This is a genomic window from Bacillus horti, from assembly GCF_030813115.1.
Taxonomy (GTDB): Bacteria; Bacillota; Bacilli; order Caldalkalibacillales; family JCM-10596; genus Bacillus_CH; species Bacillus_CH horti.
This window is the reverse complement of sequence record NZ_JAUSTY010000031.1, coordinates 1-12307: the sequence shown is the minus strand read 5'-3', so window position 1 is coordinate 12307 and position 12307 is coordinate 1. Positions and strand designations below refer to the sequence as shown.

General features: G+C 41.5%; 8 protein-coding genes. All 8 read right to left on the bottom strand.

Going from position 1 to position 12307, the window contains the following annotated elements:
• Positions 1 to 7: 7 nt before the first annotated feature.
• The 8 genes from J2S11_RS21405 to J2S11_RS21370 all read right to left on the bottom strand — a co-directional run bounded on the left by J2S11_RS21405 (position 8) and on the right by J2S11_RS21370 (position 12151).
• On the bottom strand, positions 8 to 883 hold the full coding sequence (locus tag J2S11_RS21405) for a carbohydrate ABC transporter permease (protein WP_307398108.1): 876 nt from the start codon (positions 881 to 883) through the stop codon (positions 8 to 10).
• Between the two features lie 79 nt (positions 884 to 962).
• Positions 963 to 1925, bottom strand: a complete 963-nt coding sequence (locus tag J2S11_RS21400; RefSeq protein ID WP_307398106.1) for a carbohydrate ABC transporter permease — start codon at positions 1923 to 1925, stop codon at positions 963 to 965.
• A 4-nt stretch (positions 1926 to 1929) separates the two neighbouring features.
• A complete protein-coding gene (locus J2S11_RS21395; protein WP_307398105.1) occupies positions 1930 to 4947 on the bottom strand; it encodes an extracellular solute-binding protein in 3018 nt (1005 codons plus the stop codon).
• A 102-nt stretch (positions 4948 to 5049) separates the two neighbouring features.
• Positions 5050 to 6408, bottom strand: coding sequence for an ABC transporter substrate-binding protein (locus J2S11_RS21390; protein ID WP_307398104.1), 1359 nt, complete (start codon positions 6406 to 6408; stop codon positions 5050 to 5052).
• Positions 6409 to 6465: 57 nt separating this feature from the next.
• Positions 6466 to 7458, bottom strand: coding sequence for a LacI family DNA-binding transcriptional regulator (locus J2S11_RS21385; RefSeq protein ID WP_307398102.1), 993 nt, complete (start codon positions 7456 to 7458; stop codon positions 6466 to 6468).
• A gap of 218 nt (positions 7459 to 7676) precedes the next feature.
• Entirely contained in the window at positions 7677 to 10091 is a 2415-nt protein-coding gene (locus tag J2S11_RS21380; RefSeq protein ID WP_307398100.1) for a beta-galactosidase, read from the bottom strand.
• Positions 10092 to 10122: 31 nt separating this feature from the next.
• On the bottom strand, positions 10123 to 10788 hold the full coding sequence (locus J2S11_RS21375) for a carboxylesterase family protein (RefSeq protein ID WP_307398098.1): 666 nt from the start codon (positions 10786 to 10788) through the stop codon (positions 10123 to 10125).
• A 70-nt stretch (positions 10789 to 10858) separates the two neighbouring features.
• The gene (locus J2S11_RS21370; RefSeq protein WP_307398096.1) at positions 10859 to 12151 is read right to left on the bottom strand and encodes a hypothetical protein; all 1293 of its coding nucleotides are present in this window, start codon (positions 12149 to 12151) and stop codon (positions 10859 to 10861) included.
• Positions 12152 to 12307 lie beyond the last annotated feature (156 nt).

The window sequence follows — 12307 nt, the reverse complement described above, 5'->3', positions numbered from 1 at the left end:
CCCATTTCTATTTCAGCCCTGAATGAGCCATCGTATTCATGACCTTAGACTGCAAAAACAAGAATATAATTAAATTCGGTAAAAACATTAATAAGCCAGCTGCTGCAGCCATCCCTTGCCCAGCTACATTGTTCTCCAAATTAGAAGCTAGTGTAGTCATATAAAAAGCTAATGTTTTTTGATTCTCCGCATCCATATAAAGAGTGGAGGTTTCCACGTTATTCCAAGCAAGCTGGAAGGACAAAATAGCCACCGTTGCTAAAGCGGGATACACCATGGGTAAGATAATCCTTGTAAAAACCTGAAATGTATTTGCACCATCAATGGTCGCCGCTTCAATTAAAGCATCAGGAATCTGATCCACAAACTGCTTCAGTAAGAAAACAGAAACAGGTAACGCCAATAGCGGTAAAATATGACCAAGCATCGTGTCCATAATCCCTAAAGCATCTACAATAAAGAAACGAGGAATAGCCACAGCAACAGGCACAAACATAATGGCAAGAACGTTCGCTTCAAAGATGATTTTTTTAAACTTGAAATCTAATTTAGATAAGGCAAAACCAGTCATAGTACTTATGATTACTGTTGCAGCAACCACTACAACCGTCACCACAATACTATTAAACAGATACTTTACCATGGGAACCACAGTCACAGATGTTGTGCTGAACAAATCATAAAAATTCTGTAGAGTTGGCCTCATTACAAAAAAACGAGGCGGGTATAAAAATAGCTCATCAATTGGCTTTAGCGCCGTTGAGAAAATAAAGATTATCGGCATAACCATGAAGATACTTAATGTTATAAGGAAAAAATAGAATCCAGATTGACTGAAATGAAAGCGATCAGGATCCATTTGATTCGCTCGAAATTTGGCCATGACCTCTTTTCAACTCCTTTCGTGACACTCTGTGCTGTATTGCTGAACGAATGCCTCACCTTATCTAACAAACGAAAGCCTAATCCTTAGCTCCAAAAAGCTTCCAGCACAGCTTTGATAACAAATACACAAAAATCAATAGCACGACAGAAAGAGCGGAGGCATAACCCATCTCATAACGAATAAAACCATAATCATCAATATGATTAATAATAAGCTGACCCGCATATTGAGGGGTTGGATTATCTCCTGAAAGCTGTACACCGATGGCTCCAGCCTGAAACGTTCCTACAACAGCCATAACGGCTCCAAATAGCATTTGTGGCTTCATCGAAGGAATCGTAATATAAAAGACCTCCTGCCAGCGATTGCGAATCCCATCGATATAGGCCGCTTCATAAAGCTGACGATCCACATTTAAAATTCCAGCTAGCATGGCCAAAAATCCAACTCCCATGCTTCCCCATAATGTAACTATGATCATAATAGGCATTAAAAAATGAGGGGACTGAGTCCATTGAATAGGCTCAGTAATGATATTCAATTGGAGTAGAATACTATTTAAATATCCACTTTGATCCCCACTAAAAATAATTAACCAAACAACAGCCATCGCTACCCCAGCCGTCATTGAGGGAGAATAGATCGCTAGAGTAAACAAGCTTCTCGATCGTCTAGGAACCTGAGCCAACAACCAAGCCAACCAGAAGGCTAATAGATAACCAATTGGTCCAACAATTAGAGCAAACTTAAACGTATTCGGCAAAACATGCATCATAAACACCTGATCAGCTGAGAGCAAATCTACAAAATTTTGCAGACCAATAAAGCGTGGCGCCTCAATTGTATTGAAGTACGTAAAAGAAAAATAAATGGCTATAACAACAGGGATAATAATAAATAAGAGAAAAAGCAGGAAGAAGGGACCAATAAACAGAAAAGCCGTTAGCTCCTTCTTCCACTTCACAGATTTACGCTCCTGCTGCTTAGCTGGCTGAAGAGGAGAATCTCCTGCTGTTGAATGAACCTCGCTCGTTTTCATCTCCTCACCTCTCCTCCAATAAATTCTTTATTTGTGGCACCCTAAGCTCCTGAATCATCGTTCCATTTTCCATAAACCCAAATTCATGGAGCTTCTTCCAAATTTCACGGTTTGCCGTTAAAGCTGCGTCTTCCAAGGCACGGCGGGCATTATCTCCATCAAATACGGCCCGGTTCCAAGCGTTGCTAAGCTCCCTTTCAACCATGTAGTCTCCAGGAATACGAGGGATATCACGCAACCAAGTCCATTGCTCTAAAATGACATCTAAATCATCCTGTGGCCAAGGTAATTGTTCAAAAGCTTCCACATTTGAGGAATTCCAGCGATACTCTAAGCCATAGATCGTTTCCATCATATTTCCGAACTCAACCTGAGTTTCCGTCGATGTCCACCATTTCATAAACTCCCATGCTTCCTCTTGCTTTTCACTCTGATCGAAAATCACACCGGCAGCGCCAGTCCCCGGGGCCCAACGGATCACTTCACCATTCTCATCCTCTACCCCTGGATGTGGGGCAATCTTCCACCAGCCTGCTATTTCTGGAGCAGCAGCCGTTAACTGAATATATGTGCTGTAATCAGCCACCCCTATAGGTAAAGAGCCTTCACGAAAATGGTTATAAAAGTTAGGGACATGCAAAGGCATGCTATATATCGTAAAGCTTTTGGTCATGAGATCGAAAGCTTTTAAAGCTTCTTCTGAATCTATAGCTGCCCTCGTCCCCTCTTCGTTGTACAAATCAGCTCCATGCTGATAGAGATAAGGTGCTGTTAGGGCAAATGGTTTATAGCCTCCGGCAGAGGACAGAGGTAAGTAAAAGTTCATTCCAAAGCGTTGTAGCTCTGGAAGCATTCTAATAACATCCTCCCACGTATCAGGAACAGGGAGATCTAAAGCTTCTAAAATATCCTGCCTATAAAATAAAACATAAAAGGATTGTGTGTCAGGAATCGCATAGTATTCATCATTAATAGCAAAAGGAAGCAGAGCTCCTGGAGAAAATCTTTCCTGCACTTGATCAAAATCATTAAATTCAGTTAGATCCTTTATAGCGCCTCGAATCGCTAAATTGAATGGCAGCTGGTTTCCAATACCTAAGGCAATATCAGGCGCTTTGTCTGCCGCATTAGCCAAAATTAGCTTCTGTTCATCAGGCATTAGACTCAAAGAAACCCGAATTCCTGTTTCCCTGGTAAAATCTCGATTCGCCATTTGCTGCATAAGCATCACATATTGGCGAGGTCGATTCACCCATATCTCCACCGTTTCCTCCGTTCTAGGACTAATCTCTGTAAAGTCCGTGGAGAAGGATCGGAGAAAACCAAAGAAATTAGCTTTTGCTTTTTGCCAAAATGTAGCCTCTGCTCTAGGTAGCTCTGCGCCATCGAAGATATAAATCTGATCAAGCAGTAAAGGCTGCTTTGGTAGCTCAATTAATAAATCACCAAGAAGCTGGAGCACCGAGCCAGATCCCTCTGACAATTGAGTGTATCTGAATGGAATAGAGTTAGGCTCCTGTGCTAGCTTCTCTAATTGTTCTGCACTCATCATTAGATTTCTAGCTTCATCAGGGTTTCTTCCACTGACCTGCTCCAAATAAGCATGCTCATCACGCAAGCGTTGAGCAAACCCTTCAAGTCTTTCCGTAAGATCTGGAATCTGCTCCGTTAAGCTCCAGTCCCTGTTTCGATCCGCTATATTTCCTGTAGCCTGTCTAATGTCTAAGGATAAAGCATTGACTCCAGCCATCACATCACGGATCGTTCGTACTACAGGTTGAATAGGAGCAGGGTTAGCAATTAGTGATATTTGATTAGTACCTTCCTCCAAATAAAATTCATACGGTGCTTCTGATGATTCGCCAAGGATTTCGTTCTTCCATTTTTTCGAATATCCAAAAGCATAACGCTGCATCTCCTGGAATGGTATCTCTCCATTAATCAATAGCGTGCGGAAGACAGGCATATTGACCTTAAAATCCTGTTGATATTTAAAGGCAAGCTGATAATAGCCTGCTTCCTCCACCTCGACCTCCCAGGTTACAGCCTGACCACCATCTTGCCAACTGTCTCCTCCTAGCGTGTTTAACAGTATAGCTCCTGTTTCATATGGAGTAACATTCGGATCTCCACTTGGCAGCGCCTGAACAGATGGATCAGATTTAAAATCAGGAAATTGAGCTTGAAGCTCAACCATGCTCTGCTCTACACGACCAGCCTGCTGTTGTTCACGATATTCAGCATACTCTGGTAGAGAAGTAGGTGACTCTATCGTTATATTCCCCAGAAGCATAGACTCTCTTAAATGAACCAGCTTAATACTGTTGGCTCCTTCCTCCAAATGAAACAAAAGGGGAGAATCGAATAAGTAGCTAGCATCCATCAGATATGTGCTTTGCCACTGCTTTCTTTCAACTTGATTAGAGGGAATATCGTTTCCAAGACCATCCTTTTCAAACGGGACAAACTCATTTTCCCAAGCACTTGGAAAAACCATTCTCCTCGACTCAAAATATTGAAATTCATCATTAATTATCAGACCACGTTCTGGCGGAATAATTTTCCCATCCTGTGGAAGATAATCAACTTTAATCTGATACAAGCCCTCCTCAGGGATATCCACTTCGATTTCAATTTCCTCAGTAGTAGCATCCGATAGGAGCACAGCATCAGAGTATCCCTCTGCTTCACTTCGAGGAAGGAGATTAAGCTCCTCCCCAATAAATTCTGCAGGAGAAATAACTTGAGAAAAGCCTTGAGAGGCTACTATTCCAGCATCATTCCAACTACGCAACAAATCAGCATAGTAGTCTCCAATTAGACTTTGAATGGGATTAGCTTCCTCTGGAGCTTCGTCAATGATGTCGTCCGCTTCATTTTCATCCTGCTGCTGATTGTTAAATAGAGAGTCTAGTATATCCTTAACCTCATCATCATCTGCATGGACAGACATGACTCCCATAAACATCACTTGTTGCAATAACAGCAAGATGGCTATGAATACTAATCCTTTTCTTCTCATAAGTCATTTCTCCTTGCATCCTAGGATTCATTCATTTCTTCATCTTAAACTCGTTTTTAACTATTGGAATGGCATTCATCACTTTTTAAACTCGTTCTTTACCTATTGAATGGCCCTCATCGCTTCTTCAGCTGCTCGGTTAGCACGTTCCTCCCAAACAGGTCCAATATCCTCTGGACGGACTTCCCCAGTGATTAGCTTACCGCCCTCTTCTGTCCAAAGACTAGCATTCATTCCTGCCATATATCCTGGCGCCCATTTCATAGGATCAATAAATCCTTCCCCAATCATCGGGATCACATCTCTTACTCCAGATGGAACATGCTCATTAGCTAAATACGCTGACCAAACCTCTTCATCATTAATTAAGGGAACAGATCCGATTGGATCTTCAATATCAATTCTAGTAAGCCAGCCTTCCTTAGAAAACGTCATCCATTTCAAAAATTCAAAAGCCGCTTCCTTCTTATCAGAAGTACTTGAAATGGCAATGTAATCTGTTACAAGTGGCGTACGCTGAGCATTTACAGCAGGATATGGTCTAAAATCCCAATTAAACTCTGCATTTTCATTTGTTCCCGCGAAATCCCAAGTAGCTCCCCACTTCATCGCAATTTTTCCTAGATTCCAAGGATCATTTCCTTCACCATATTCTGCATTTCTTTCATCATCAGAAAGACTGTTCACATCCACTCGTTCACTTCTGACAATATCACTTACCGTATTCACCGCATCAACGAACGCTTGTGAATTAAAGTTAAAGCTCTCTCCATCAAAGGTAGCCCAGCCCTGAGAGGCATCAAATTGAGGGATAAGAGTATCTCGGATGCCAAGTGTGCCACCTAAGCCAAATTGTCCTTCATTAGCACGTGTCATATTTCGAGCAAGCTCTCTTGCCTGTGATAATGTCCAATCTGACTCTGGAACCGTTTGATTTTCTCTTTCAAATAGATCGAGGTTAATAAGTACCCCGTGTACATACAATCCATGTGGTAAAGCAATTTGCTTGCCATTATAATTGGTGGACTCTGCTAGGTTCCCGTAAATTAACTCTGGATTATAATCAGGATCTGCATCTAAAAATGGTGTCAAATCCGCAGCCCAATCGTGCTGATAGGCTGGTGGTGCATTCGATAGCCAAATCACATCGGGTAGAGTCCCTGCTGCCGCAGCGGCTGCTAGGCTTTCATCCCACGGCCATGTAATCGATTCATCAACCTCTACTTTAATATGAGGAAATTGCTCCTCAAACGCTTCAATTCGTTTTTGCTCAACCTCTCCAGCCCAGCTAGCTAACGTAATAGTCACCTGGTCATTGCTTTCATTTCCAGTACCATTCTCTGGACTATTATTTTCCGTTTGATCATTTTGATCTTGACCAGCTTCATTTGAGGAACATCCTGCTATTGCTACAATAACAGCTAACAGTAGGATCGATGTAAACGTCATCCATTTTCTCATTCTTCTAAGCTCCCTTCTCGGTTAACTGCATGTGTTTCTCTAAGCAAAAGCTCCTATCTATCTTTTCTCTACTGTTGATTTTCGAAGAACTAAATTGGTAGGCAGGATATACTCTTTTTTGGGAACATCGCCTTGCAAAGCTTGGAAAACTAGATGTGCAGCTAGCTGACCCATTTCATATTTCGATTGATTTACAGTTGTCAATGATGGGGTGACATATTGAGAGATTTCAATATTATCAAATCCCACGATGGAAACATCATCCGGAATTCTTACACCAAGCTCATCAAAGGCTTGGATGACCCCAATGGCCACTTCGTCATTCACACAAAACAAAGCAGTTGGTAGCTGACCCTGCATCACTAGAAGCTTTCCAACTCGATAACCCGCTTCCTTTGTAAAGCCACCCTGAATGTTCCAATTTGGTAAAGGCGTAATCCCTTTTTCCTGAAGGGCTTTTAAATAACCTTGAAAGCGTAAGTCATTATCTCTACTATTTGCTGAACCAGCTACGTAGCGAATGTCAGTATGTCCTGAATCTAATAGATGCTTAGTCGCTAAGTAGCCTCCTGTCACATTATCAGATGCAACGTTCATCACATGCTCATGTGGTAAAACTCGATCTAGTACCACAATCGGGAAATCTCTTCTAGCAGACTGAATAATCATTTCATCTGTGATACTGTGCGCTAAAATGATGACCCCATCCACCCTTCTTTCCTGAATGAACTTATGAGCCATTTTTGTGTCCCCATTTAATGAACTGCATGCTATCAATCCATAGCCATGACTCATTGATACCTCTTGAACACCGTTAATCAACTCAGAGTAAAAGGGTCCAGACATATTGGAAAGAATTAATCCAATTGTGTCTGTCTTACTTAGTTTTAGATCTCTTGCTAATCCATTTTTTTGATAATTTAGCTGTTTAGCTGCATCCAACACTTTTCTAGCGGTATCAGGAGAAACTTTAGAACTACTGTTCAAAGCGTAAGAGGCCGTTGAAACAGCTACTCCAGCTAGCTTAGCTACATCCTTTATCGTTGCCATTGGTTCCCTCCACAAAATATGTGTATCGTCCTTCTATCAAAACGATTCGATTGAAAAGATTTAGAAAGCATCTTTGCTAGAACACATCTATTTCTTTATTCATTAGCAAGACCAACAATCTATAATTCATCGAAACGTTTCGTTTGATTCTATTCTATCAATGTAAGCGCTTTAAGGCAACGTTTTTTTAATCCTTATAGTTAGAGTTGTAGGTTTCTCTATCCTTCAAAATACACGGTTAGACGGTCATCGACCTTAGCATGCTTCTGTGAAAACACGTATGTCAAGCCATCCTTCACTTCTACTTTATACTCATCGTGAAGTGCTATTGTACAGTTCGTCTCCAACGCAATCACATCTTCAGCTTGAGTCAGCCTAAAGCTGATTTTATTTTTATCCACTTCTATGATCTCTGCGGTAGAATAAACAATTTTATAGCTTTCATACATGACATTAAGAGGGAGCATCACTCCATCCTTACTTTGTATAAGGAGTTTTCTTCCGTCAAACAGCTTATTTCCTTGCTCATAAAAGTGAAGCTCTTTATCAAGCCCATCAAGATTCAATACATGAAGAAATCTTTCTCCCTTTGCTGAAGCAGTGGTTGTGATGAATAAACCATGATGCTCGTAGTCATGTGCTAGTGCTGCGGGAGCTCCAAGTCTTTCAAAAACCTTTTTAAAGAAGGATAGATCACAAGGATACGGTGTTGCCAAAACAATAGCTTTTCCCTTCCCGACTGCTGCTTCAAAGCCACAAACCTCATTTGTGTCATAGACCCGCATAATTGGCGTTGCCTTTTCTACTTCAAATGTCTGTGCTGCATGGGTACGTACCTCTGGTCTCGCTGCTGCCCAGCTATCAGCTATAACAGACAGCCAGTAATTCTCAGCCCCGAGGCTCATTCCCTTTGGTTTCACACCAAGCTTATCTGCCAGTACCGTACATTCTCTACCCTCCATATCATAAAGAGGGACTTCACCATAAAGGAATATCGCTCCTCCCTGCTCCAAATAATCAGCCAACTTATGCTGTACACTAGCATCTAAATAGCGTGCAGAAGGTACGACTAAGACAGGGGTTTTCTTCGGATCGAGTTCTTTGTTTTGAATATCCACTGAACCAAAACGATAGCAAGTTAATAGCATAGCCCTAGCTACAATCTCCCATGCCCCACCTGCACGATTAGCTTCAATGTTGCTTAGGATTTCAGCCATCACAGAGCTTTTAGGGTAGCGATATTCCGTCATAAAATAATCCGGAATAAAAGCAAATGAAACAGCGTCATGCTCTTCCTTCATTTCCGCTAGCTTATCAGCAACCGCCATAGCTGTCCTTATCGAGCGTGCCATTCTAGGAAAAGTGTAGTTTAGCTCACCTTCAGGACTTACTGGCGCTGCAAAGCCATGTCGTTCACCAGTAAACGCAACTCTATCATTTCCATCCTGAGGAGCAGGCTCTAATCGATAATTTACTCCCCCTGTAAACAAATAATAGTTTAATAGGCGATTCCCTTGAGCAATACACATTCGTGTTTTGAAGTCAGCTGCTGAAGGGTCATATCGGCCACCATAATTCGAGCCAAAATTTCCATCTCCACAGTTAAACTCAACGGAGGTTAACGGCTGATCAGGAAGATGCACCGCATCCATAAACCCGTTAATCACGTATAGATCCTGAAACGTTTCCATTGATAAATCTCCAAAGTAAATATCCGACCCAGATATGTATCCCGGTGCTTGCGTGTACGATTCATAAAGCTGACTAATGCCAATTGGAAAAGTTAAGCCGCGACCTTGCCCCGTGCCATGGATGTTAACAACAAAAGGGATATCCTTTACATCAAACTCTTCAGCATAGCTTCGTAAAATGTTTACATATCTAGCAAAACGATTTCGCATATAATAGCCTAGGTCGTGCAACAAGGCAGCAGCATACGTATCTTCTGGAGAACGAACAGAAGCTTTCAACTTTTCAAAATCACTTCCATACCAAGGATAGCGTTCACTTAGCTCCGAACCACTGTAGCTATGCTCTAACCAAGTGACAAAGTCCTTGAGAACATGATCCGTTAAGTCTGGCTTGTTGCTGACCCAAGAAAGCATACCAATCTCATTATCTAGCTGAACCCCTATAATATTCCCGCCTCTATGATATAAGCGTGGAGTAATGAAACCCATAACCTCTTTGTACCAGTTACGAACCTCCTGTAAAAAGCCATCGGCTAAATAATCAATCGTTTTAGTCGTAGCCTCTTCTCCATCCCAGCTAATCGGAACAATTTCAGGATGCTTCTCATAGACCCAGTAGGGAATACCTTCATTCTTCATTTCAGCCATAATAAACGGTCCTGGACGAACAAAAAAATAGAGATCATTTTCCTTACATAAATCTATAAAACCTGCTAGATCAAGCTCAGGACGTGTACGTCCAACTAAATCAAACTGCCCTTCCTGATATTCATGACATAGCCAAGGAACATAGGAAGCAACAGCGTTACAGCCAGCTTCTTTTAGCTTATCAATACGATCCTGCCAATCCTCTTTATTTAGACGATAATAATGAATCTCCCCACACATGATAAGCTGTGGCTTACCATCAATCAGAATCATTTTGTCCTTGATCTCAATCATATTTTCACTCCCTTGCTCCCACATCGATTGCTTAACTTTTGATCCTCTTATGCTGTAAGAGCCAGGTATATAGCTCTTCATTATTGTATGTTTCTGTCCAAGAATCATGGTTAGCTTCAGGATACACTGTGTAACGTACATTTCCTTTACAGGCTTTTAGCGCATCAACCATCTCGTCAGATTTATACAAAGGAACAATATCATCCTTGGCACCATGAAAAGCCCAGACTGGCACATGCCTGATAAAAGGCATAAGGTGAGGAATTCCTCCACCACAAACAGGAGCAATTGCCGCAAAACGATTTGGATAAGAAACAGCCAACTGCCACGTTCCATAGCCACCCATACTTAGTCCAGTCACATAAATTCGATCCTCATCTACGGAGTACTCTTCACAAATCGTGTTCAACAGCTCGTTTAGGCTATCCACCTGAAGAGGCCAATAAGAATCGCGAGGGCATTGAGGTGAAACAGTAATAAAAGGTAGGTCAAACGTTTTTTCCTCAATGACCTTAGGAATGCCATTCACCTTCACTTGATCTAGATTTTCACCACGTTCTCCAGCCCCATGCAGAAAGAGGATAAGTGGCCACTTATCTGTCTTTTTCTCATTATACTCAGCTGGCAGAGACAGCAGATACTTTAAATCTATCTTTTTAACAACCTCTTTAGAAAGCTGTCGTTTTTGTAAACTCATATAAAATCACCCTCTTATACCATTATTTATAATAATAAGCTTTCAACTAGCTTTTAACCATCCGTTTCATCTATCTAAGTCGCTCAGAGAAAAACCCTGTTCCTCTCTTGAAGGCAGTTAAGCCATAGAGCATAGAGCTCCAATCAATTACCGTCACCTTAGTCGGGTACCACCGATCCGGTTGTTCAAGATGCCACCATGAATAGCGATGTAAACCATATTTATACGCTGCTCTAAATCTTTGCTGTTCCTCTAGATCAGCTATATTTTCGTAGTTGTCGTAAGGTATATGCAGCTGATACATCGCATAAAGATCATAAATTCCTGCTGGATAAACAGGAAGAAAACCTGCTACGATATACGCCGATGCAATATGATGGGGGGAGTTATTAATTTTATCAGCATGATAACCTCCAAACAAACCATCATTAGGCCCTGCCCCATACCCCCACACATAGGAAGGTAAATCACTTAACTCCTTCCATTTCAACCGATCAGCAGTACATGCGTTTTCGAAGAACCTGTTGTAGGTGGCACTTTTCAGATATTCCGGAACAAGGTAATAGGGGAACTGCTGGACAAAAGAGGATAGGAAAGCTTTCTCTTTTGTTGAATCCGTTAGGACGGGGATATCACGATAATGAACCTGTGGTAGATCCTCTATTCTGTCCTCAGCAAAATTCTTATACCACAGATCCTGAATATCTTGATGATCTGGTTGACCAATAAGGGCAAGGTGAGATACTAGAACATACTCGTTATAAGCAGGTAATGGAGCGGTACCCCGACCATCCTTAACGATCATATAAATGACGCCCTTTTCTTTATCTGCTACTACTACACTCCAATCAATAGAATGTAGCAGTTCCTTTGCCATCTCAGCCAATTCAGGAGCCTTATCCTTAAAGTGCTCCCCAACAAACAGAGCACCTGATACCAGCAAAGAGGTATCAATTGTAGAAATTTCCGACTGTAGGTTCTCACCCGTTTCCATATCAACAAAATGAGCATAAAAACCTGTTGACGCATCACGAGCTACCTGACAACCTTCTGTTTGACCAAGTACTGTTTTTAGGGTACGCTCTGCTTTATGGGCAGCATGATCATCCCAGCCCTCTAAATCAGCAACACAAAGTCCAATTAATCCAACACCTGTAGCTGCAATGGAGCATCTATAATCAGGGTTTTCTCCAAATGTCATATACCCATCGGCATACAAGCCAGTCTTTGGATGTCTCGAAGCATCAAGTAATAAATAGGAATCCTGATATTGACGATCAAAAAACTGTTTAACTCGCTCAGGTAAGCCTTTATATACCTCTGTAACGTCTGAACCAGCTACCATTTCTAAGCTCCTACTCATCTTTTTCCCCTTTCTTATCCCTACGATGGTCGCTATTATAATTATCGGGATGAAACCTCAGATCACTAGCGTTGCATTAATTATATTTAAAAATTCATAATACACAAAATGTTTAGATTCATATTGTCCGAGGGACAAAAAAATCCTTTACAATGG

Coding starts and splice junctions, on each gene's coding strand:
- J2S11_RS21405 (WP_307398108.1), bottom strand. CDS start 883: ATGGCCAAATTTCGAGCGAATCAAATGGATCCTGATCGCTTTCATTTC.
- J2S11_RS21400 (WP_307398106.1), bottom strand. CDS start 1,925: ATGAAAACGAGCGAGGTTCATTCAACAGCAGGAGATTCTCCTCTTCAG.
- J2S11_RS21395 (WP_307398105.1), bottom strand. CDS start 4,947: ATGAGAAGAAAAGGATTAGTATTCATAGCCATCTTGCTGTTATTGCAA.
- J2S11_RS21390 (WP_307398104.1), bottom strand. CDS start 6,408: ATGAGAAAATGGATGACGTTTACATCGATCCTACTGTTAGCTGTTATT.
- J2S11_RS21385 (WP_307398102.1), bottom strand. CDS start 7,458: ATGGCAACGATAAAGGATGTAGCTAAGCTAGCTGGAGTAGCTGTTTCA.
- J2S11_RS21380 (WP_307398100.1), bottom strand. CDS start 10,091: ATGATTGAGATCAAGGACAAAATGATTCTGATTGATGGTAAGCCACAG.
- J2S11_RS21375 (WP_307398098.1), bottom strand. CDS start 10,788: ATGAGTTTACAAAAACGACAGCTTTCTAAAGAGGTTGTTAAAAAGATA.
- J2S11_RS21370 (WP_307398096.1), bottom strand. CDS start 12,151: ATGAGTAGGAGCTTAGAAATGGTAGCTGGTTCAGACGTTACAGAGGTA.